The sequence below is a fragment of the Rhodococcus sp. 05-2254-2 genome, from assembly GCF_002259095.1.
GTDB lineage: Bacteria > Actinomycetota > Actinomycetes > Mycobacteriales > Mycobacteriaceae > Rhodococcoides.
This window is the reverse complement of sequence record NZ_NOZJ01000006.1, coordinates 193035-219910: the sequence shown is the minus strand read 5'-3', so window position 1 is coordinate 219910 and position 26876 is coordinate 193035. Positions and strand designations below refer to the sequence as shown.

At 65.3% G+C, this 26876-nt stretch carries 1 protein-coding gene; it reads right to left on the bottom strand.

Features of this window, described 5'->3' with window-relative positions:
* Positions 1-90: 90 nt before the first annotated feature.
* Complete coding sequence (locus tag CH283_RS08695; protein ID WP_094641780.1) at positions 91-26862, bottom strand: non-ribosomal peptide synthetase; 26772 nt, start codon at positions 26860-26862, stop codon at positions 91-93.
* Positions 26863-26876 lie beyond the last annotated feature (14 nt).

Here is a 26876-nt window from a genome sequence, read left to right as displayed (position 1 = left end):
TGGTGGTAGTGATTCGTATTCGACGGCATTCGTCTCGAGTGCCGATGGTATTCGTAGATGTGCCCTGCGATGTGAAGAACACATCAATTGTTATTCAGGTGTATTCCCGAGATGAGAATCGACGACCGGCCCGATCACAGTGGCCGCATCTGCATTGGTCATCTCGTTGTGGAAAACGTCGACATCGTGGATGACGATATCTCCTGTCACATACGGCCGCCATTCCTGCGGAGATCGAACAATTCCATCGCTCGCACCCTTCGTTGCGGAGAAGAACAAAACATCTCCGTCGAACACGTCCGGGATGAACTCGGCCATTATTCGAGTCGAGTTCTCGAATCCCGCATTGATACGTCGCAGATGATCGGCGGAAACGCCGGTCGTCTGTCCCAACGACTCGTCGAGTAGTTCGACGCCCCGTTCGTAGGTCAACGGCTCGGTCGAGGGCTGAGCAGTCAGATCGAGCCCCAATCCCGCAAGCAGGTTCTCGACGCTCAACGCTCCCTCGACCGCTTCGCCGTCGTGCCCGTCGACGTAGCTGTCCAACAGTGCGAGGGTGCGAACATCGCTGCCGGTGCTGCGCAGTTCCACCGCTATCGCATGAGCGAGCGAGCCGCCGAGCGACCACCCGAGCAGGTGGTACGGACCCACCGGCTGAACAGCGCGAATCTCGTCGGCGTAGCGGTGCGCGAGATCGCGAATGGACCCGAACGTCGACCCTTCGACGATGCTCGGCAGCTGTAGGCCGTACACGGGACGGTCGTCGCTCAGATGCGAGACGAGACCGGCGTAGCCCCACGACAACCCGATTCCCGGGTGAACGCAGAACAACGGTGCCTTGGACCCGCTGCCGCGCAGCGGAATCACGACCCCGAACACCGAATCGAGATCCGCGCCCCCGGCGTCGGCATCCGCGGCGACCCGCGCTGCCAACCCCGACGGTGTCGGATCGACGAACAGCGCTTGCAGCGGCACCCGCACTCCGATGGCGTTCTCGATGGCAGGCACGATCTTCGTGGCCACCAGCGACGTCCCGCCCAGCTCGAAGAAGTTGTCGTCCATGCCGACCCGATCGACTCCGAGAACCTGCGCGAACGCATCGGCGATCGCAGCTTCCACGTCGGTGGCCGGTGCCCGGTACGGAGTGGTCGACGTCGTCAGCTCCGGAACCGGCAGGGCCCGCCGATCGAGCTTGCCCACAGGCGTCAGCGGAATGTCGTCCAGCTCGATGATCGCCGACGGAACCATATGACGCGGAAGCACTTTGGCGACTCGGTCTCGAAGTGCTTCGGTGTCGACCGATTCGCCGTCGGCCGCGAGAACGTAGGACACGAGAACGGTGTCACCCGACGCCGCCGTGTGCCCGATCGTGGCGGCGAATCCGACCTGCTCGTTCTCGGTGAGTGCGGAGTCGATCTCGCCGAGTTCGATGCGGAAACCGCGCACCTTGACCTGGAAGTCACTGCGTCCGACGAACTCGACGGCTCCGGCACTTCCCCAGCGCACGACGTCACCGGTTCGATACATCCGGTCGCCAGGAGTACCGAACGGATCGGCGACGAAGCGCTCGGATGTCAGCCCGAAACGCCCGAGGTATCCACGGGCGGTACCGGGACCGGCGATGTAGAGCTCGCCCGACACTCCGGCCGGAACCGGCCGCAGTCGTGCGTCGAGCACCTGGAACCGGAATCCGGTTCCAGGCCTGCCGACGTCCACCGTGCCACCGGGCACCAGCGGACCACCGACACTCGCCTGGATGGTGGTCTCGGTCGGACCGTAGCCGTTGAACATCTGGCGGCCCGGTGCCCATTTCGCCACCAACTCCGGAGTACAGGCCTCACCTCCGACGGCGAGGACCCGAACGTTGCCCAGACGTGTCTCGTCGATCGACGACAGCGCCGCGGGCGTCAGGAACGCGTGCGTGACGTGTTCGGATTCGAGCAGGTCGGCCAAGTCGCCGCCGCCGAAGACTCCCGGCGGCACGATCACGACGGTGGCACCGACGCCGAACGCCATCGTCAGCTCGTAGATCGATGCGTCGAAACTCGGTGACGCGATGTGCGAAACACGCGAATCCCGAGTGGGGCGGAATCGCTCGAGCACCTCGGCCTGGAGGTTGGCCAAGCCACGGTGCCGCACTGCAACGCCCTTCGGGCGACCGGTCGAACCCGATGTGTAGATCAGGTAGGCGGGGTGGTCGATGTGCAGGGTCGCCGTACGCTCGACGTCGGTCACCGCGTCCGCCGGGTAGCGAGACAACTCCGCGGAAATTTCCGGATCGTCCAGAACCAGCCACGGGACGGTGTCGGGCAGCGATCCCCTGCTGTCGATGTCGGTCAGACCCATTGCGGCATGGGAATCTTCGAGCATGTGCGCGATTCGGTCCGCCGGGTAGTTCGGATCGACGGGCAGGAATGCAGCACCGGTCTTGGCCACGGCCCACACCGACAGCACCGACTCGATCGATCGAGGCAGCGCCAACGCGACGAACGTCTCGGGCCCGACGCCGTAGTCGATCAGCATTCGAGCGATTCGGTTGGACCAGCTGTCCAGATCGGCGTAGGAAAGGCTGATGCCTCGGTAGGTGACGGCCACTGCGTACGGGTCGAGCGCGACCGCCGCCGCGAGCAACTCCGGCCACGTCCGGACTGCTGCGTCCGGGTTTCCTCGCGCCGGCGCCAACGCGCGCTGCTCGTCGGCGCCCAGAATTTCGATGTCTCCGACCACCGCGTGCCGGTCGCGTCCGACGGCGTCGAGAACTCGAATCAGTCGCGCCGCGATGGCCTCGACGCTGGCCGCGTCGAACAGCGCTGTGGCGTAGTCGAATGCGGCCTCGAAGCCGGACGGACGTCCCGCCTCGTCGAAGGTCTCGGACAGCAGCAGCTGAAGATCCTGCTTGGCTACCGGAACGTCGAAGTCGAAGCCTTCGACGCGGAGGTCCGGAAGCTCGAGCGAGGCCTTCTCGTTGTTCTGGAACGACAGCGCGACCTGTGACAGCGGAGCGTATGCCGTCGAACGGGTGGGATTGAGAACCTCGACGATTCTCTCGAAGGGCATCTCGGTGTGATCGAACGCGTCGAGATCGTGTGCCTTGACCTGGTTCAGCAGATCGTCGAACGTCGCGGACTCGTCGACTCGGCTGCGCAGCACGAGCGTGTTGACGAACATACCCACGAGGTCGTCGAGCGCCGCGTCCCCGCGCCCGGCCACCGGAGTGGTGATCGCGATGTCGTCGGTGCCGCTCAAACGAGCCAGAACGACCGCGAACGCCGCGTGCAGCACCATGAACATGCTGACGTTCTGTTCCCGAGTGATGTCGACGAGCGTCCGATGGATGTCGGCATCGACCGTGAAGCGAACTCGGCCACCGTGGAAGTCCTGCGTGGTCGGCCTCGGTCGGTCCGTCGGCAACGGCAGCAGGTCGGGAAGACCCGCGAGCGCGGTGGACCAGTGCTCGAGCTGGGCCGCGGCCACGCTCGACGGGTCCTGCTCGTCTCCGAGCAGCGAACGCTGCCAGATCGTGTAGTCGGCGTACTGGACGGGCAGCGGCTGCCAGTTCGGTGCCTGACCTGCACTGCGCGCCGAGTACGCGAGCACGACGTCGCGAGCGAGCGGTGCCATCGACGCGCCGTCGGCGGCGATGTGGTGCACCACCATGGCGAGTACGAAGACAGGATCCTCGGACGCGTCGACGCCGGCATCGAGCACCTCGAACAGCTCGACGTGCACCGGGATCTCGGTGGTCACGTCGAATCCTCGACCGGCCAACAGGGCGACGCGATCGGTCAGAACTGCGGCATCGATCCGTTCGGATTCGACCGCAGGCGCGACCTCGGCAGCCGGGTGCACGAGCTGCACCGGGAACTCCGGGCCGTCGGGGAAGGTCGTGCGCAGAGATTCGTGGCGTCCCAGAACATCGACCACCGCGGCGGCCAGCGCAGCGGTGTCGAGCCGCCCGGTCAGCTTGACGACCAACGGCACGTTGTACGCGGCCGACGAGGTGTCGAACTGGTTGATGAACCACATCCGCTGCTGAGCGAGCGAGAGCGGAATGTTCTCTGGACGTGCCGCCGCTACGAGAGCCGGGCGCTGCGCCCGAGTGTCGGCAGTGCCGACTGCGCTCGCCAGTCCCGACACCGTCGGGGTCTCGAAGATCGTGCGTACACCGATGGAGGTACCGAACTCGGCGTTGACGCGAGCGATCACCCGCGTTGCGCTGAGCGAGTCACCACCGAGCTCGAAGAATCCGTCGTCTGCACCGACTCGATCCACCTCGAGGATCTCGGCGAAGACCGCCGCGACCGTCAGCTCGGCCGGCGTACTCGGCTCTCGGTACGAGGTGGCCGAGCCGAACTCCGGTACGGGCAGTGCGGCGCGATCGAGCTTGCCCACCGGAGTGAGCGGAATCGACTCGAGCACGACGATGGCGCTGGGCACCATGTGCGACGGCAGCGCGGCGGCAAGATGGTCACGCAGAACCGCTGTGTCGAAGGTGTCGACCGCGTGTGCCGGGTTGTCCCCCGTCAGGCGCACGTACGCCACGAGAACAGTGGCACCGGACGGCCCGGGAGTTCCGAAGGTGGCTGCGAAATTCACCGCGGGATGTGCCGAGAGCGCGGCGTCGATCTCGCCGAGTTCGATGCGGAAGCCGCGGACCTTGACCTGCGAGTCGCTGCGACCGACATATTCGATGGTCAGATCCGGCGACCAGCGCACCACATCTCCGGTGCGGTACATGCGGGCACCGGGAGCACCGAACGGGTCGGCAACGAATCGTTCGGCCGTCAGCCCCATCCGATCGTGGTAGCCGCGGGCCAGGCCGACGCCTGCGAGATAGAGCTCACCCGCGACCCCGACGGGAACCGGCTGCAGTCGCGAGTCGAGAACCACCTCGTACACACCCCGCACCGGCCCACCGATCGACACCGGCTCGCCGGCGACCATCGGTGCACTGATGTTGGACATGATCGTGGCCTCGGTCGGTCCGTACCCGTTGAACAGGTTGCGACCGGGAGCCCACTTGGTGACCAACTCGGACGGAACGGCCTCGCCGCCGACCACGACATCGGCGAACGTGTCGAGACCGGCCGGATCGACCGAGGCGAGGGCGGACGGGGTGATGAAGCCGTGAGTGACCGATTCCTCGGCCAGCAACGACGCCAGCTCGGCTCCGCCGTACACCGTGGGTGGAACGATCACCATCGTGGCACCGACGCCGAACGCGAGCAGGTACTCGAGTACGGACGCGTCGAAGCTGGGTGACGAAACATGAAGCGTGCGTGAGTCCTTCGTGACTCGATAGCGCTCGCGCTGCTCGGTCGCGAAGTTGTCGAGGCCGGAGTGGGTGACCACGACCCCCTTCGGTACACCCGTCGAACCCGACGTGTAGATCGTGTACGCCGCACTCGACAGGGTGACGCGACCACGGCGTTCGTCGTCGGCGACGGGCTCGTCGCTCACCGCGTTCGGACCGTCGGTGGCGAGGTCGTCCAGGACGATCCACGGCACGGTCGACGGCAGGTCGTCGAGGTGAGTGCGGGTGGTGACACCGAAGGTTGCTCCGGAGTCGGCCAGCATGTGCTCGATGCGATCGGCCGGGTAGTTCGGATCGACCGGTACGAAGGCGGCACCGGACTTCGCGACGGCCCAGACGGTCAACACCGACTCGATGGATCGTGCGATCCCGAGAGCGACGAACGTCTCGGTGCGGACACCGCGGCCGATCAGAATGCGAGCGAGCCGGTTCGACTGTCGATCCAGCTCTCGGTACGTCAACTCGCCGTCGACGCTGCGCACCGCGATGGCGTCCGGGTCGACGGCAGCTGCGTCTGAGAAGATCTCCGGTAGCAGCCGAGTCGATCGGCCTTCGAGGCCGAATACCGGAGCCAGAGAAGCGAATTCGGTGTCGGCCAGCAATCGCAGCCGAGCCAGTGGCTGCTGCTCGTCGGCCAGCACTGCGTCGAGCACCCGCTCGACCCGATCGACGATGGCGTGCACGTCTTGGAGCTCGAAGAGTTCGGGCAGGTACTTGGCCTTGAGGTTCAGGCGCTCGTCGACCGAAGACACCAGTGTCAGCGGATAGTGCGCCGCGTCGGTGCCGAGGATGTCCGTCACCTGCATACCTGCGAAATCCGTTGCAGCAGAGGCTCCGGCGCGATCGACCGGGTAGGACTCGAACACCGTCAGCGTGTCGAATGCGACGCCGGCTCCGGCCGCGCGCTGGATGTCGGTCAGACCGAGGTAATGGTGATCGAGCAGCGCTGCCTGTTCGGCCTGCACACGATCGACCAGAGCGCCGAGTGTCTCGGCCCGATCGAGCGTGACCCGAACGGGAAGTGTGTTGATGAAGAGCCCGATCATGCCTTCGATGCCCGGAACCTCGGGCGGACGACCCGACACCGTGGCACCGAAGACGACGTCCTCGCGACCGGTCAGAGTGGCGAGCACGATGCCCCACGCAGTCTGAACGAGTGTGTTCAGAGTGGACCCGCGGCGCGCCGCGAAATCGCGCAACGCCGCTGTGGTCTCGATCGACAACGACCGCTCGGTCTCGCTCGAGACAGTGGACAACTGACGACCCCGGTCACCGGTGACGAGCAGTGTCGGCTCCTCGACGCCGGCCATCGCACTGACCCACTGCGCGGTGGAGATGGCGACGTCGCGTTGCCGCATCCACGCGAGGTAGTCCCGATACGCGGGAACTCGCGGCAGCATCGAATCGTCGGACTCGGTGACGTAGAGGGTGATCAGTTCCTTGACCACCAGCGGCGTCGACCAGCCGTCGAGCAGGATGTGGTGATTGGTCAGCAGCAGTCGCCAGTGATCGTCGGCGAGGGTGATCAGCGTGAACCGAAGCAGCGGTGCCGAGTCCATCTCGAATCGCACGCCGCGATCGGCCTCAAGTACGGCTTCCAGTGCTGCCTCGACATCGGCTTCACCGCGGAGATCGACCTCGGACCACGGCACCGTGACCGAACTCTGCACGATCTGCAGAGATTCGCCGGTGCTGTTGTGCACGAACGCTGCTCGCAAGTTCGGATGACGAGAGACGAGCTTGTTCACGGCGGAATGCATCCGCTCGGCATCGACGACGCCGCGCAGCTCCAGACCGAGCTGCACCATGTAGGCGTCGACTCCAGCACTGTCGCTGCCGACCTCGCCTGCGAGACGGGCGTGGAAGAGCAGTCCGGCCTGCAGCGGCGACATCGACCACACATCGTCGAGATCGGGGAACTGCTTCTCGAGCACCTCGATGGAGCGCTGATCGATGTCCACCAGCTCGAGGTCGGACGGGGTGAAGCCGCCCGCACCCTCGGTCGAGGCGTGCTCGGTTATCGCGGTCAGTGCCTGCGTCCACAGTTCGATCAACCGATCGACCTCGTCCGCATCCAGGATGCCGGCCGGGAACGCGAAGGTGGCGTCGAGCTGGGGCCCGTCGGGTGTCGAGGTGGTGACGGCGTTGATGTCCAGCGCGGCCGGTACCGGCATGTCCGGGTTCTGTGCGTCGCCCAGTTCGGCGTCGGCCACAGGAATCCAGCCCACGTCTTCCATGCCCTCGGACGATCCGGTCGAGAAGCGCCCGAGGTAGTTGAAGCTGACCTGCGGAGCGGCGTAACCGGACAGTGCCTCGGTCCCGTCGGAGTCCAGGTACCGCAGCATGCCGTAGCCGATTCCGTGATCGGGGATCTCGAGCAGCTGTTCCTTCACGGCCTTGATCAAGGCTCCGGCGGAGTCGCCACCGGACAACGCGTCGGCGATGTCCAGCGAGCCGAGATCGAGTCGAACCGGGAAGATCGTGGTGAACCAGCCGACGGTCCTGCCGAGATCGGCTCCGGGCACCACGGCGTCTTCACGGCCATGGCCTTCGAGTGTGATCAACGCACTGCGAACCGAGGCTCCCCGTTCGCGACGCCACGCCGTCAGTGCCAATGCCAGCCCGGCCAGGAGACCGTCGTTGACGCTGCCGCGGAAGGCATTCGGCACCGCTGTCAGCAGTCGCTCGGTCACCTGGACCGGGAGCGATGTGCGGATGCGCTGGACGGTCGCGTCGACATCGACGCGCTTGTCCAGTGGTCGCGAACCGATCGTCGGATCGTCACCGCTCAGAATCCGCTGCCACAGGCCGATTTCGTCGGCGCGGCTCGCGGTGACCTCGGTCAAACCGGTGGACCACCGTCGCATCGATGTGCCGATCGGTGCCAGCGCAGGTGTGTCGCCCGCGACGATCTGGCTCCAGGCCGTCGCCAGATCCGGGACGAGGATGCGCCACGACACGCCGTCGATCACGAGGTGATGTGCGACGACGAGAAGTCGGCCGGACCCGTTCGGGGCCTGGAACCACACCATCTGCACCATGACCCCGTCGGCGGGGACCAGTCGATCTGCTGCAGCGTCGAGTTCCGTTGCGGCGCGGGAGGAGAATTCGGGACCGTCCACGGAATCGACCGAGACCGCGTGGATCACCGACGCGGCGGACACAGTGCCGATCGGAGCTACTTCCTCGTGCCAGATTCCGTCCGTGTCCTGGAACAGTCGCGATCGCAGCATGTCGTGACGATCGAGCACGGCCTGCACGGTGCGCTCGAGCGTGACGCTCTCGATACCGACCGGGAGCTGAAGCAGTGCCGTCTGGGTGTAGCGCCCGAAGTCGGTGCTGCGCTCCAACATCCAACGCACGACCGGAGTGAGGGGCAGCGGGCCGACTCCCCCACCGTCGAGTTCTTCCAGTACGACGACGTCGCCTCCGAGGACCACGACCTCGGCCAATGCCGCGACGGTCTTGCGCTCGAAGATGTCGCGCGGAGCCAGGACCAGACCGGCCGCCTTGGCGCGTGAGACAAGCTGGATGGACATGATGCTGTCGCCGCCGAGCGCGAAGAACGAGTCGTCGACGCCGACGGTGTCGAGGCCGAGGACGTCGGCGAACAATCCGGCGAGGATGGACTCGACTTCGGTTGCCGGCAAACGGCTCTCGGTGACATTGGCGGAGAAGTCCGGAGCCGGCAAAGCCCGGCGGTCGAGCTTTCCGTTGGCGGTGAGCGGCAGCTCGTCCAGCACGATCAAAGCGGCCGGAACCATGTACGACGTCAGTGAGTGTCCGACGAATTCGAGAACGGCGGAGTGGTCGAGTGTTCGGCCCGCCTCGGCGACGACGTATCCGATCAGTCGATCACCGAATCCGTCGTCTCGAACCGAGACCACGGACGCCGCGACGCCGTCGAATGCCAACAGCGCGCTTTCGATCTCGCCGAGTTCGATGCGGAAGCCGTGCAGCTGCACCTGCATGTCGCTGCGGCCCAGGTACTCGAGCGCGCCGTCACGATTCCACCGTGCGGTGTCACCGGTGCGGTACATCCGGGCACCGGCTTCTCCGGCCGGATCTGCCACGAAACGGGTGGCCGACAGGCCGGCCCGGCCCAGGTATCCGCGAGAGAGCTGTGCCCCGGAGACGTACATTTCACCGGTGACGCCGGGTGGTACCGGATTGAGACGCGCGTCGAGAACGGCGACGCGCAGTGCGGGGATGGCCTGACCGATGACGCTGGCCGAGGCCGATGCCGCGAACTGCTCGGTCAAGGCCAGGTGGCTTACGTGGACTGTCGTCTCGGTGATGCCGTACATGTTGACCAGAGTCGGGGCGGACTCGTCGTGCCGGGCGTACCAGCGAGCCAACTGCCCGAGATCGAGTGCCTCGCCGCCGAAGATCACGTAGCGCAGCGAGAGATCGGAGTCCGTGGTGCCGGCGAGGTTTCCGGTGGCCACACGATCGGCTTCCGCGAACTGGTAGAACGCCGTCGGTGTCTGGTTGAGCACCGTGACCTGCTCGCGGACCAGCAACTCGCGGAACAGCTCCGGGGAGCGTGCCGTGTAGTAGTCGACGACCACGAGTGTTCCACCGTGCAGCAGCGGTCCCCACAGCTCCCACACCGAGAAATCGAACGCGTACGAGTGGAACATCGTCCAGACGTCACGATTGTCGAAATCGAAGAGATCAGCGGTGTTCGCGAACAGCGTCGCCACGTTGCGGTGCGCGATCTGCACGCCCTTGGGGCGACCGGTGCTACCCGAGGTGTAGATGACGTAGGCGATGGAATCGGCGCTGGTGCCACCCGAGCGGTCCGCATCGGTCAGCGGGGCACCCGACATGCCGGCCAGCTTGGCGATCAGCTCGGGCGAATCGATCTCGAGGACATCGAGATCCGAGGCGGGCACCGACGCACTGTCGGCGACGGTGGAGATCACACAGACGGGCGAGGCGTCTTCCAGCATGAACGCCAACCGGTCCGCGGGGTAGGACACGTCGATCGGAAGGTAGCCGCCACCGGACTTGATCACCGCGAGCAGCGCGACGATCAGCTCCTCGTTGCGCGGCATCGCGACTGCCACCAGTGATTCCGAGGTCACACCGCGCTGTACGAGAAGCCGTGCGAGTCGGCTGGAGCGGTCGTCGAGCTCGGCGTAGGTCAGCGTGTGATCTCCGAAGACGACTGCGCGCGAATCGGGGAATCGCGCTGCGGCAGCTGCGAATCGATCGGCCAGCGTCGCGTCGGATGCCACGCTGCCCGCGTGGTTCCAGTCATGCGACATGGCGTCGAGCTCACCCGGCAGGAGCAGATCGATATCGCCGACTGCGCCCCCGGGATCGCTCGTCACGGAGGCGAGCACGGCACCGAATCGTGCCGAGAACTCCTCGACGGACGATTCCTCGAACAAGTCGGTCGCGTAGGTGATCGCGGCGGTCATCCCGGCCGGTGCACCGGCCTCGTCGAACTCCTCGGCGACGGTCAGTTGCAGGTCGAACTTCGCAATGTGTGCATCGATGTCGAGGGCTTCGACCGTGAGGTCCGGCAGTTCGAGCGTCGCGGACGTGTTGTTCTGGAACTCGAGAAGCACCTGGAACAACGGTGAACGGTCGGTCGAACGAGCGGGGTCGAGAACGTCGACCAACCGCTCGAACGGTACATCGGTGTTCTCGAACGCAGCGAGATCGGCTGTACGCGTGGCCCGAAGCAGATCGGTGAACGAGAGCTGCGGTGCCACCTCCGTGCGCAGAACAAGGGTGCCGACGAACATGCCGACCAGATCGTCGAGTGCAGCGTCACCTCGTCCGGCGATCGGCGTTCCGACAGCGATGTCCTCGGTGCCGCTGATGCGCGCCATCAGGATCGACCACGCTGCGTGGACGGCCATGAAGACGGTCGCCTCGTTGGTACGCGCGAGGTCGACCAGTCCGGCATGAGTGGTGCGGTCGATCTCGAACCGAACGCTGTTGCCGCGCATGGACTGCCGAGCGGGCCGCGGGTGATCGAGCGGTAGCGGCAGAACATCGGGAAGATCCGCCAGGGCGGTCTTCCAGAAGTCCAACTGCTGCGCGGCGAGGGACGCGGGATCGGACTCGTCGCCGAGGACGGCGCGTTGCCAGAGTGCGAAGTCCGCGTACTGAACGTCGAGCGGTGTCCACATCGGAGCGCCGGCCGCCGCACGAGAGCCATAGGCGACCATGACATCTCGCGCCAGGGGTGCCATGGACGCGCCGTCGGCAGCAATGTGATGCACGACGATCGAGAGCACGAACTCGTCCGGTGCGATCCGGTACAGGACCGCACGGAACGGTAGATCGGTCGAGACGTCGAATCCTGTTGCGGCAGCGGCCGAGATGGCCGGAACGACCTCGGTGGCGTCCAGATCGACGACGGCGAGTTCGGTTCTCGCCGCCTGCACGTCGAGGATCTTCTGCTCAGGACGATCCCCGCGGGTGGGGAACACCGTGCGCAGCGACTCGTGACGTTCCAGGACGTCCCCGACGGCCGCGCTCATCGCGGCGATGTCGAGTCGACCCGTCAGTCTCACCGCAAGCGGGATGTTGTACGCCGCCGAGGTCACGTCGAACTGGTTGATGAACCACATTCGTTGCTGCGCAAGCGACAACGGAATCGAATCCGGTCGCGGCTTCGCCACGAGTGCGGGACGGCGAAGGGTGCCGACCGGGTTGCTGAGCACTCGCACCGCAAGTGACTCGACGGTGGGAGCCTCGAACAATGCGCGGACGCTGATCGTGGTCCCGAGCGCGGAGTTGACGCGTGCAGTGAGTCTGGTGGCACTGAGCGAGTCGCCACCCAGATCGAAGAAACTCGAATCGATTCCGACGCCGTCGATCCCCAGTACCTCGCCGAAGATATCGGCGATGACCTGCTCGGTGTCGTTGCGCGGTGCACGCGAGTCGCCCCCGAGATGGAGATCGGGTGCAGGCAGGGCATTGCGGTCCAGCTTGCCTGCCGGTGTCAGCGGAATCGACTCCAGTGCGACGAAGGCCGTCGGGATCATGTGGGTCGGTAGCGAACTCGAGACATGAGTGCGCAGAGCTGCTGCATCGACCTGCTCGCCGGACCTCGGGAGGACGTAGGCGACCAGAATCGTGTTGCCCGTCGGACCGTCGACACCCACGGTGGTGGCGAACTCGACCATCGGATGGTCGGTCAGGACAGCGTCGATCTCGCCCAGTTCGATGCGGAAGCCGCGCACCTTGACCTGGAAGTCGCTGCGTCCGACGTACTCGAGCGTTCCCGACTCGGTCCACCGCACCACGTCGCCGGTGCGGTACATCCTGGCGCCGCTCTCGCCGAAGGGATTCGCGACGAAACGGTCTGCGGTCAGACCGAATCGGCAATGGTAGCCGCGAGCCAGTGCAGGCCCGGCGAGATAGAGCTCACCTGCAACTCCGACCGGAACGGGATGCAGTCGTGCGTCGAGGACAACCTCGCTGAAACCGATTGTCGGAGAACCGATGTCGATTGCGGAGTCGACGTCGAGTCGATCACTGATGGACGAGAAGATCGTCGCCTCGGTGGGACCGTAGGCGTTGAACATCCGACGGCCCGGTGCCCAGCGAGCCACGAGCTCGGGCGGACATACGTCGCCACCGGTGGCCACCACGGCCAACTCGGTCAGGCCGTCCGGATCCACCGATGCCAGCGCGGCGGGCGTGACGAACGCATGCGTGACGTGCTGTGCCGCAAGCAGTTCGGCCAACTCGGTGCCGCCGTAGACAGAGGTCGGCGCGATGACCATGGTCGCAGCACCGGAGAACACCATCAGCAGTTCCAGGATGGAGGCATCGAAGCTCGGGGACGCGAACGCGAGAACCCGAGCACCCGGGGTCACCTCGAAACGAGTCCGCTCCTCCTCGGCCAGATTCGCCAGTCCGCGGTGGGTGACGGTGACGCCCTTGGGAACGCCCGTCGAGCCCGAGGTGTAGATCAGGTACGCAAGCTGATCGATGTGCATCGGGCGAACTCGGTCGCCGTCGCGAACCGGGCCGGTCGAGTGACCGGCGAGTTCGGTGCGCGTGTCGTCGTTGTCGAGCACGGTCCACCCAGCAGAGCCGAGACCGGAGACCGCGGCCTCGTGCTCGGACAGGGTCAGACCGATCGACGCGTTCGAGTCGACGAGCATGTGTTCGACGCGATCGCGCGGGTAGCTCGGATCGATCGGCAGGAATGCCGCCCCGGTCTTGGCGACTGCCCAGATTCCGAGTACGGATTCGACGGACCGTGGCAGAGCCAGCGCGACGACAGTTTCCGGGCCGGCTCCGCGAGCGATCAATGTTCTTGCGAGAGCAGACGATTGCGCGTCGAGTTCGGCATAGTCCATGGTGCGGCCGTCGCTCCACAGAGCGGTGCCGTGCGGATCGATCGCAGCGGCGTCGGCGAAGATATCGGGAAGCAGTCGAGTATCCGACGACTCCGGTCCACGAACCGGTGCCAGCCGGTGCAGCTCGTCCTCGGACAGCAACGACAACGAGCCGACGCGTCGACCGGTGTCGGCTGCGATGGCCGCGAGAACCCGAACGATTCTGTCGACCGTCGCCGCAACGATGCTGTGCTCGAACAACTCCGGCAGGTACTTCGCCTCGATGTGCAGTCGGTCGTCGACCATGGCGACCAAGGTCAGAGGATATTGCGCGGTGTCGCTTCCGTCGTGTACGTCGTGCACCTGCATTCCGGCGAGGTCGGTCTCGGCCGACAATCCCGCGCGGTCCATCGGGTACGACTCGAACACCGTCAGGGTGTCGAAGGAGACGGCCGGTCCCACTGCTCGCTGAATGTCGGTGAGGCCGAGGTAGTGGTGATCGAGTAGCGCGGCCTGTTCGGACTGCACCCGTTCGAGGTACTCACCGAGTGTCTCCGACGGATCGAGCACGATCCGCACCGGAAGAGTGTTGATGAACAGTCCGACCATCGACTCGATGTCGGAGACCTCCGGCGGGCGTCCGGACACGGTGGCACCGAACACGACGTCGGAGCGACCGGTCAGAGTGCCGAGAACCAGCGCCCACGATGCCTGCACCATGGAGTTGATCGTCACGCCACGGGCGCGAGCGACGCTGCGCAACCGGTTCGTCTGCTCCACATCGAGCGAGACCAACGAGCGGCCCGCCAACGTCGATTCCTGGCGTCGGCTCTCGACCGGCGTCAACAGGGTCGGCTCGGACAAACCGGCGAGAGCGTTCGTCCACGCTTCGAGAGCCGACGAGCGATCACGCTTGGCCAGCCACGACAGGTAGTCGCGGTAGGCCGGAACCCGTGGGAGAACGGTCTCGTCGCCGTCGACCACATAGAGCGTCAGCAGGTCCTTGAGCAACAGCGGCGTGGACCAGCCGTCGAGCAGGATGTGGTGGTTGGTCATCACCAGACGCCACTCGCCCGGTGCCACGGTGATGAGCATGAATCGCAACAGAGGCGCCTGTGCCATGTTGAATCGGGTGGCACGGTCCTCGTGTTCGATGCGATCGAGCTCGACGGCTCGAGCCTCCGGATCCAGTCCGGTCAGGTCGATCGACGACCAGGGAGCATCCACGTCGTGGTGGACGATCTGGATCGACTCGCCGTCGCTGTTGTGCACGAAAGCGGTCCGCAGGTTCGCGTGTCGACGCAGCAGCCCCCGAGCAGCACGCCGGAACCGCGCCTCGTCGACGCTTCCGCGCAGCTCCAGCACCAGTTGGACGATGTAGGCGTCGACGGACTGGTCCGACAGCTCGGCGTGGAAGAGCAATCCGGCCTGCAGCGGCGTCATGGACCAGATGTCGTCCAGCGTGGGATAGACCCGTTCGAGGTCGTCGATGGAACTCTGATCGAGCTGCACCAGATCGAGGTCGGAGGGCGTGAAGCCACCGGCCCCCGGTCGCTGGGCCAGCTGTGTCAGCGCGGTGAGGGCTTGACGCCAGAGCTCCGCCAGCTCGGTGACCTCGTCAGAGTCGAGTACGCCGGTGGGGAAAGCGAACGTCGCCTCCAGCCGCGGGCCGGTCGGCGTCGCGGTGGTGACGGCATTGATGTCGAGAACGGCTGCGACCGGCAGATCCTCGTCCTGCGAATCGCCGACACCGGAGTCGTCGACCGGCAGCCAGCCGTGTCCGCGAAGCTCGTCGGGAACGTCGGTGCTGTAGCGCCCGAGATAGTTGAAACTGATCTGGGGAGCCGGGAAGTCGCGCAGTGCAGCGGCACCGTCCTCGTCCAGGTAGCGGAGCATGCCGTACCCGATTCCGTGGTCGGGAACTGCCAGCAGCTGCTCCTTGACCGACTTGATCAGACGCGCTGCGTCGACGCCGCCTGCGAGTGCGTCGTCCAGGTCCAGATCGGCGAGGGTCAGCCTGAGCGGGTAGATCGTGGTGAACCAACCGACGGTCCGGCCGAGATCTGCACCGGGCACCACGTGGTCCTCGCGGCCGTGACCCTCGAGCGAGATGAGAGCGTCGTCGACGACCACTCCCCGGCCACGTCGCCACACCGCCGTGGCGAGGGCGAGAGCCGCGAGCAGGCCGTCGTTGACGCTGCCGTGGAACGCGTCGGGCAGCGCCGTCAGTAGCCCCTCGGTGACGTCGGTGGACAGCGTCAACTCGACCTTGTCCACTGTTCGGTACACGTCGATCTCGCGATCGAGTGCGCGCGATCCGATGAGCGGATCCGGTTGTGCCAGAACGTCGCGCCAGATCGCCAGCTCGTCGCCGCGGGTGGCGGTGACCTCACGCAACCCGTGGGACCAACGACGCATGGAGGTGCCGACCGGAGCCAGCTCGGGAGTGCTTCCACCGATGATCTGGGCCCACGCCGACGCGAGGTCGGGAACCAGGATTCTCCAGGACACGCCGTCGACGACCAGGTGGTGGGCGACGACGAGCAGACGGCTCCCCTCGGAGCCGGCGTCGAACCACACCATCTGGATCATGACACCGGAATCGGGTGCCAGCCGGCCGACTGCTGCTTCTGCCTCGGCCGTTGCCTGCTTGGAGAACTCTGGTCCCCGAACGGTTGTCGAGGTCACGCGGTGCACGACCGAATTCGCCGAGACCGATCCGACGGGAAGGACCTCCATCGCGGGGTGCTCACCCCGGTGCAGAACACCGCGAAGCATGTCGTGGTGATCGAGGACCGTCTGGACGGTGGCTTCGAGCACATCGAGTTCGATGTCCACCGGAAGTGTGAGAACCGCCGTCTGCGTGTGCTTGTCGAGAACGTCCGTCCGATCGAGCATCCACGCCACGATCGGAGTCAGAGGTACATCGCCCACGCCGCCGCCGGGCAACTCCTCCAGTACGACAGGTGCGGTGCCGTCCGAGGACGCGACCACCTCTGCGAGCGCTGCAACCGTCTTGTGCTCGAAGACATCTCGTGGCGACAGAGACAGCCCGGCCGCCTTGGCGCGCGAGACCAACTGAATCGACATGATGCTGTCGCCGCCGAGAGCGAAGAACGAATCGTCGACGCCGACACGGTCCAGTCGAAGCACCTCGGCGAACAGTCCGGCCAACGTCTTCTCGACCGCATTGTCCGCGTCGCGACCGGCCGTGACCTGAGCGGACCAGTCGGGTTCGGGGAGTGCGGTGCGGTCGAGTTTGCCTGCCGGAGTCAGAGGAATGGACTCCAACATCACGAACGCAGAGGGCACCATGTGCGCAGGCAGCATCGAACCGGCATGCTCACGCAACGCATCGACCTCGAGGACCGTACCGGCCACCGGCAACACATACGAGACCAACACCGTTGCCCCGGCAGCAGACTCACGTCCGATGGTGACCACGAAATCGACACCCGACACCGCAGCCAACACCGAATCGATCTCACCCAACTCGATCCGGAAACCACGCACCTTCACCTGAAAATCGCTACGCCCCACATACTCCAACGCACCCGAGGCATTCCACCGCACCACATCACCGGTGCGATACATCCGCGAACCCGCACCACCGAACGGATCGGCCACGAACCGCTCCGCCGTCAAACCCAACCGCGCGTGATACCCACGAGCCAACGCCGGACCCGCCAGATACAACTCACCCACCACACCCACGGGCACCGGATTCAACCGCGAATCCAACACCACCTCAGCGAAACCGATCGTCGGCGAACCGATATCGACCGACTCCCCCACCACCAACGCCGACGAGATCGACGAAAAAATCGTCGCCTCCGTCGGACCGTACGCATTGAACATCCGCCGACCCGGCGCCCACCGCGCCACCAACTCCGGCGCACACACGTCACCACCGGTCACCACCACCTCGACCGACTCCAACCCCACCGGATCCACCGACGCCAACGCCGCAGGCGTGACGAACGCATGCGACACCCGCTCCTCGGCCAGCAACGACGCCAACTCCACCCCACCGAACACCAACGGCGGAGCGATCACCATCGTCGCCCCACCCGAGAACGCCAACACGAACTCGAGAATCGACGCATCGAAACTCGGCGACGCGAACGCCAACACCCGCGACGAGGGACCCACACCGAACCGAACCCGCTCCTCGGCAGCCAAGTTCCCCACACCACGATGAGTGACCACCACACCCTTGGGCACACCCGTCGACCCCGACGTGTAAATCAGATACGCCGCATCATCGAGCCGCAACACACCCGAACGCTCCACATCCAACACCGGAGCAGACGACCGAAACGCCAGATCCGCCACCACATCCGGATCATCGAGCACCACCCACGACACCCCACCCACACCCGAGAGCGCACCCACATCCGCACCCAACGTCACACCCACCACAGCACCCGAATCGACCAACATGTGCTCGATCCGATCCACCGGATAATTCGGATCCACCGGCAAGAACGCACCACCGGCCTTCGCCACCGCCCACACCGCCACCACAGACTCCACCGACCGCGACAACGCCAACGCCACGAACGACCCCGGACCCACCCCACACGACATCAACATCCGCGCCAACCGCGACGACGCCGCATCCAACTCACCATACGAAACAGACCGCGACCCCGACACCACCGCAACACCACCGACACCAGCAACACCCACCGCACCAGCCAACAACTCCGGCAACACCACACCCACCACAGACCGCGGACCACGAACCGGAGCCAACGAGTCGTACTCGTTGGCAGACAGAATCTCGATGTCACCGACTCGGATGGACGGCGTTGCCGTCACGGCGTCGAGGATCCGTACGAGGCGATCGGCGAGAACCCGGACGGTGTCTGCATCGAACAGTTCTGTGGCGTAGCGGAATCCGGCTTCCATGCCGACCGGTGCGCCGGAACTGTCGAATTCTTCCGAGACCGTCAACTGCAGGTCGAAGTTGGAAATGTCGTTGGGTAGCTCGATGCTCTCGATCGAGAGTCCGGGCAACGTCACCGTCGGTCGGTCGGTCTGCTGGAACTCGAGCATCACCTGGAACAACGGCGCATGGGCAGTCGACCTCGCGGGATCGACCGCATCGACCACTCGCTCGAACGGGACATCCGAATGAGTGAACGCGGCGAGGTCGACCGAGCGAACCTCTGCGAGCAGGTCCTCGAACCGTGTCGAGCCGGGCACCTGGGTGCGCAGAACGAGGGTGTTGACGAACATGCCGACGAGCTCGTCGAGTGCGGCGTCTCCTCGGCCCGAGATCGGCGTGCCGACCGAGATGTCCTCGGTGCCCGAGAGTCGGGCCAGAAGGACGGCCAGAGCGGCGTGCACGATCATGAACGCGCTGGAATTGTGCTCGGCGGCAACAGCAGCAAGACGAGCATGGATTGCGGCGTCGATCTCGAAGGAGACGCTGTCGCCACGCAGGGATGCGACCGCGGGACGCGGGCGATCGGTCGGCAACGCCAGGACCTCGGGGCTGCCGGACAGTGTGTCGACCCAGTAGGCGAGCTGCTTGGCCATCATCGACTCGGGATCGGACTCCGCACCGAGGAACCGGCGCTGCCACAGCGCGTAATCGGCGTACTGCACCGGCAACGGTTCCTGGCTCGGTGCGTGTCCTGCGGCGCGGGCGCTGTAGGACACCATCAAGTCACGGGCCAGCGGAGCGCTGGAGAACCCGTCGGAGGAGATGTGGTGCACCACCATCACGAGCACGTGTTCGTTCTCGCGCACCCGAACCAGTCGGACCCGCAGCGGAACATCCGCCACGACGTCGAAACCCGAGCCGGCGACGTCGGCGATCAATTCGAGGACATGACGCTCGTCGTTCGCGTGAATCGGAGTCAGATCCGGCAGTGCCGATGCCACGTCGAGGATGGACTGCGCGGGAACGTCGTCGGTCAGCGGGAACATCGTGCGCAGCGACTCGTGCCGGCTCAACACGTCACCGATGGCCGAGTGCATCGCATCGACATCGAGCACACCGCTCAGGCGCATGGCGAATGCGACGTTGTAGGCAGCCGACTCGGTGTCGTACTGATTGATGAACCACATTCGCTGCTGCGCGAGCGACAGCGGCACCACATCCGGTCGCTCCTGCGGGACCAGTCGAGGGGCAGCCGCAGCGTCGTGCTCGCCGATGTCGATGCCTGCAGACAACGCTCGCACCGTGGGGGCGTCGAACAGATCCCTGATGCCGATGTCCGTTCCGAGGGCCGCGTTGACGCGCGCGACCAAACGCATCGCGATCAGCGAGTTGCCACCGATCTCGAAGAAACTCGACGTGACACTGACCTGAGCGATACCGAGTAGATCACCGAAGACACCGGCGACGATCTCTTCGACCGGGTTCTCGGGGCCGAAGAACTCCGACGCGGCGACGGTGAATTCCGGCGCAGGCAATGCCTTGCGATCGAGTTTGCCGCTGGCGTTGACCGGCAGCGAGTCCAGTACCACCACGTGTGAGGGCACCATGTACCCCGGCAGGCGGCGCGCGGCCTCGGCCGTCAACTGTGCGGGGTCGACTGCGGAGCCGGGTGCACCGACCACGTAGGCCACAAGGGTCTCACCGGTGTTCGGGTCCTTGTGCACCAACGCGACCGCCTGTGCGACCGACTCGGATCGAAGGAGAACCGATTCGATCTCGGGCAGTTCGATGCGCAGGCCGCGCAGCTTGACCTGGAAGTCCGTTCGGCCGATGTACTCGAGTTCGCCGTCGGCGCGCCAGCGCACCAGATCGCCTGTGCGATAGAGCCTCTCGCCGGGCTCGCCGAACGGATCCGCGACGAAGCGATCCGCTGTGAGATCGCCGCGACCGACGTACCCACGAGCGAGTTGCACGCCGGCCAGATACAGCTCGCCAGGAGCACCGATGGGAGCCGGTCGCAACGAGGCGTCGAGCACGTACAAGCGTGTGTTCCACACCGGTGCGCCGATGGGGATCGAGACGGCGTCGCGGCCGGTCACGTGGTAATAGCTGACGTCGACGGCCGCTTCGGTCGGACCGTAAAGGTTGTGCAGTTCTGCGTTGGAGAACTGCGCGAACTGTGCCGCGGTGGCAGGCGGAAGTGCCTCGCCACTGCAGAAGACGAGTCGGAGCGAGACACATTCCGCAGCTCGTCCACCTGCCGCGAACACCGCGAGCATGGACGGCACGAAGTGCGCGGTGGTGATGTGCTCGTCCGCGATGATGCGGGACAGGTAGACCGGATCGCGGTGTCCGTCGGGTTCGGCCACGACGAGCTTGGCACCGACCTGCAGGGGCCAGAAGAATTCCCACACCGAGACGTCGAACGTGGCCGGCGTCTTCTGCAGAACGGTGTCCGCAGGCTCGAGGTGATACTCGTGCTGCATCCACAGCAACCGATTCACGATGGCCGAGTGCGTGACTGCAACACCCTTGGGTCGACCGGTCGAACCGGAGGTGTAGATGACATACGCGGTGTTGGAGCCGTGCAGTCTTCCCAGTCGATCCGAATCGGTGACAGAGGTGTGGTCGCGATCGGACACGTCGAGCAGATCGACGGCGAGGACCGGAGTTGCGACCGGGATGTTGATCCAGTCGCGGCTCGTGGTGAGGATGCACACAGGCTGGGCGCTGGAGAGGACGTAGGACGAACGCTCGACCGGATGGTCCGGGTCGATCGGCACATAGGCACCACCGGCCTTGACGATCGCGTACATGCCGACGAGCAGGTCGATCGACCGTCGGATCGCGAGGCCGACGTGCGATTCGGTCGTCACGCCGAGCGAGATGAGATGTCGCGCGAGCTGATTCGCACGTTCGTCCAGTTCGAGATAGGTGACGTGCTCGTCCTCGAACACCAACGCGGTCGAGTACGGGCTGCGCTGCACCTGTCGGTCGAACAGACTGCTGAGCGTCATGTCGACGTCGCCGGCCGGGATGTGCTGGTGGACCGGAGGTTCGATCAGCCGTGCAGTGTCGTTCCACTCGAACAGGACGAGTTCCCGCTCTGCGGCGGACAGGATGTCTATGTCGCCGGTGCGTACGTCCGTCGACGCCCCGACGGTCGACACGATCCGCAGGAAGCGATCGACGAACCTGTCGATGGTTTCGGGATCGAACAGATCTGTGGCGTAGGTGAACGAGGCCGACAGTGCCCCGGACGGATCCACGGGCTCCTGATCCACGCGCAGCTGCAGATCGAATTTGGCTGTGTCGGTGCTGATCTCCTCGAAACCGACGGTGAGATCGGGTAGTTCCAACGTGACAGCTGCATTGTTCTGGAATTCGAGGAGAACCTGGAACAGCGGCGAGTGGTCGGTGGACCTGGCCGGATCGAGTACATCGACCAGTCGCTCGAACGGGATGTCGGTGTTGTCGAAGGCGGCGAGGTCGGAGCGACGAGTGTCGGCGAGCAGTTCGGCGAAGGTGGCTCGAGGCTCGACCTGCGTTCGCAGCACCAGGGTCCCGACGAACATGCCCACGAGGTCGTCGAGGGCCGCGTCGCCGCGACCCGCGATCGGAGTACCGACAGCGATGTCCTGGGTGCCGCTCAGGCGCGCGAGCAGCAATGCAAGCGCAGAATGGACGACCATGAACAGCGTCGAGTCGTGTTCGGCAGCAACCGAATTCAACCGAGCGGCGACATCGGCGGGAATCGTGAACGGGGTGACGCTGCCACGCATCGACTGCCGGGTGGGCCGCGGGCGATCGAGTGGCATCGGCAGCACGTCCGGCAGGTCTGCCAGAGCCGTCTGCCAGAACTCGATCTGCCGCGACGCCACCGAGGTGGAGTCGCTCTCGTCGCCGAGAACGGCGTGCTGCCACAGTGCGAAGTCCGCGTACTGAACGGTGAGTGGCTCCCACGCCGGAATCGAGCCGGCGGAGCGGGCGCCGTAGGCGACCATCACGTCTCGGGCCAGCGGTGCCATCGAGGCACCGTCGGCCGCAATGTGGTGGACGACGATGGAGAGCACGAAGCTCTCCGGGCCGGTCCGGTACAGCACCGCGCGGAACGGAAGATCGACCGTGACGTCGAATCCTGTTGTCGCAGCTGCACGTACGAGCTCATCGACCGAACCGGCGTCGACGTCGACCACGTCGAGGGGGAGCTTCGATCCGGTGACGTCCTCGACGGGTGCGATGACCTGAATCGGCAGATCGCCCACAGTCGGGAACACCGTGCGGAGCGACTCGTGCCGGGACAGGACGTCGCCGACGGCAGCAGCCATCGCACTCACGTCCAGACGGCCGGTCAGGCGCACGGTGAGCGGGATGTTGTACGCGGGCGAGGACACGTCGAACTGGTTGATGAACCACATCCGCTGCTGCGCGAGAGACAGCGGGATCGAATCGGGGCGGTCGACGGGGACGAGTGCCGGGCGGCGATGCAGCGACGCGCCCATGGCTTCGGCACGTTCCGCCAGAGTCCGAACCGTCGATGCCTCGAACAGATCCAGTACCTTCAGATCGGTTCCGAGAGCCGAATTGACCCGTGCGATCAAACGCGTGGCCACGAGGGAGTTTCCGCCGAGATCGAAGAAGCTGTCGGTGACACCGACTCGATCGACCTCGAGAACGTCGCAGAACACGGACGCCACCGCGGCCTCGTATTCCGTTTCCGCGGCCTCGAATGCACCCTGTGAACCGAGTTCGGGTTCGGGGAGTGCGGTGCGGTCGAGTTTGCCTGCCGGAGTCAGAGGAATGGACTCCAACATCACGAACGCAGAGGGCACCATGTGCGCAGGCAGCACCGAACCGGCATGCTCACGCAACGCATCGACCTCGAGGACCGTACCGGCCACCGGCAACACATACGAGACCAACACCGTTGCCCCGGCAGCAGACTCACGTCCGATGGTGACCACGAAATCGACACCCGACACCGCAGCCAACACCGAATCGATCTCACCCAACTCGATCCGGAAACCACGCACCTTCACCTGAAAATCGCTACGCCCCACATACTCCAACGCACCCGAGGCATTCCACCGCACCACATCACCGGTGCGATACATCCGCGAACCCGCACCACCGAACGGATCGGCCACGAACCGCTCCGCCGTCAAACCCAACCGCGCGTGATACCCACGAGCCAACGCCGGACCCGCCAGATACAACTCACCCACCACACCCACGGGCACCGGATTCAACCGCGAATCCAACACCACCTCAGCGAAACCGATCGTCGGCGAACCGATATCGACCGACTCCCCCACCACCAACGCCGACGAGATCGACGAAAAAATCGTCGCCTCCGTCGGACCGTACGCATTGAACATCCGCCGACCCGGCGCCCACCGCGCCACCAACTCCGGCGCACACACATCACCACCGGTCACCACCACCTCGACCGACTCCAACCCCACCGGATCCACCGACGCCAACGCCGCAGGCGTGACGAACGCATGCGACACCCGCTCCTCGGCCAGCAACGACGCCAACTCCACCCCACCGAACACCAACGGCGGAGCGATCACCATCGTCGCTCCACCCGAGAACGCCAACACGAACTCGAGAATCGACGCATCGAAACTCGGCGACGCGAACGCCAACACCCGCGACGACGGACCCACACCGAACCGAACCCGCTCCTCGGCAGCCAAGTTCCCCACACCACGATGCGTGACCACCACACCCTTGGGCACACCCGTCGACCCCGACGTGTAAATCAGATACGCCGCATCATCGAGCCGCAACACACCCGAACGCTCCACATCCAACACCGGAGCAGACGACCGAAACGCCAGATCCGCCACCACATCCGGATCATCGAGCACCACCCACGACACCCCACCCACACCCGAGAGCGCACCCACATCCGCACCCAACGTCACACCCACCACAGCACCCGAATCGACCAACATGTGCTCGATCCGATCCACCGGATAATTCGGATCCACCGGCAAGAACGCACCACCGGCCTTCGCCACCGCCCACACCGCCACCACAGACTCCACCGACCGCGACAACGCCAACGCCACGAACGACCCCGGACCCACCCCACACGACATCAACATCCGCGCCAACCGCGACGACGCCGCATCCAACTCACCATACGAAACAGACCGCGACCCCGACACCACCGCAACACCACCGACACCAGCAACACCCACCGCACCAGCCAACAACTCCGGCAACACCACACCCACCACAGACCGCGGACCACGAACCGGAGCCAGGCGCGCTCGCTCGGCGGTGGACAGCAGATCCACATCGCCTATCGGCAGATCGGGCTCGTTGGTCGATGTGTCGAGAACGCGGACGAGGCGACGGGCGAGTTGAGCCGTGCTCGCGGCATCGAACAGTTCTGTGGCGTAATCGAAAACGACGGTGACAGAATCGGACTCGTCGACGGTGACGACCAGATCCATGCCGACTCCGTCACGCGGCAGTGCGGACGGACCGAACCGGAGCGCAACCTGAGCGAGGGGGCTGTGCGATTCCGTTCGAGGCAGATTCAAGGCCTGAACGACGTCGTCGAACGACGTGTCACCGTGTGCCATCGCCGCATCGAAGTCGGCTGCGGACGCATCGACGAGTTCGGTGAACGACTGCCGAACCTCGGGTCGGCTTCGTAGCGCGACGGTGTTTCCGTGACCCGCGGGTGCGGCTATCACCAGGTCGTCGGTGTTCGCCAGTCGCGAAAGCAGCACGGCGAGAGCGGATTCGAGAACCACGAACGGCGTCGTGGACCGTTCTGCCGCCAATCGAGTCACGCCGGACCACGTTTCGGATCCGATCGTCACCTCGTGGGATGCGCGAACGTGTCCGATGTGCGAGGCGCGCGAGCGGTCGGTCGGAAGATCGAGGAGATCGGGGGCGTCGGCGAGCCGTTCGGTCCAGTAGGCGAGCTGGGCTGCCGCGCGCCGCCGGCGCTGGCCCTCGCGTGCGCTGACCGGATGGACGTCCAGAACAGCGGTCTCGGGCCCGGCCGCGATGAAGGCTTCCACCATGTCGACGAAGCTCGAGTGGTGCGCGGTGAGGTCGTCGTCGTCGTACCGGTTGGGGTTGGCCCTGAAATCGACGAACGTCCGGGCCGGAGATCCGCTTTGATAGACGTTGACCAGGAGGTCCTCGACCGGACCCGAGGTCACGATGTTGAACTCGCCGACGATCGACCCGAGTTCGATCTGCTGATGGAACAGCATCATGTTGACCATCGGGCCGGACAGCTGCTTGTCACTACCCGAGGCCGCCAGCTCGCGCCGAATGTCCTCGATGCTGAAGCGCTGGTGCCGCAGCGCTCCCATCAGTTCGAGCTGCACCTGCTGAACCAGCTCGCCGACGGTCGCGTCCTGGGGCACGTGGATCGAAATGGGGGCGACGTTGACGAGCATTCCACCGGATCGGCGAAGCAACGCGGTGGTGCGCGCGGACACCGGGATGTTGACCGAGACGTCTTCTCGCCCGGTCATTCGCGAGAGGTAGCAGCCGAAAGCGGCGATGAACACCGCAGCCGCGGTTCCACCCTTGGTCGCGTCGGACGCCTCGAGCTCGGCGACGACGTCCTCGGGGAGAGCGACGCTGCGCAACTTGCTGGCAGCGATCGTGCGACCGGCCGTGTTGGACAGAGAAGCTCCGTCCTGGATGTCCGCGGCGCGAGCAGTCCAGTACGCCTTGTCGGACTCGAAGCGCGACGACGTCCGGTATTCCTGATCGAGCTCGTAGAGTCGGCGAAGCTCGGCCGCCTTGTTGGGAGCAGGCTCGACGTGTTCGACGGCCGCCGTGTACAGCGCGGCGGTTCGGTTGACGAGAGTCATGGCACCGTAGCCGTCGAGTGCGACGTGGTGAATCTTGCTATACCAGAGGTTGCGATCGTCCTCGACCTGAATGATCCAACTGTCGACGAGGGGGTCGTGTTCCATGTCGACGGGCTTGACGTAGTTCTCGTCGATCCACCTCAGCGCCGACGCCATCGGGTCCTCGGCATCACGCAGATCGAGGTAGTGCACCGACTGGTCGATGGAGTGATCGACCAGCTGTACGGGTTCGCCGTCCACCTCGGCCAGTCGGAGATATGCGGACTGGAACTCGTGTCCGGCCTGAGCCGAGGCCTCTTGCAGAACGCCGATGTCGAGGTTGCCGCGAAGGTCGACATATTGTGCGATACAGACCGGGACGTCAGGGGCAAGCTGCTGAGCGAACCACATGCCACGCTGAGCGGACGACAGCGGGAAACCGTTCTCGAAGCCGGGGCCGGTCGGGGGCGTCTGAGATCCACCGGAAATTGCTGCGCGCATTCACTTGCCCTTCG

Coding starts and splice junctions, on each gene's coding strand:
- CH283_RS08695 (WP_094641780.1), bottom strand. CDS start 26,862: ATGCGCGCAGCAATTTCCGGTGGATCTCAGACGCCCCCGACCGGCCCC.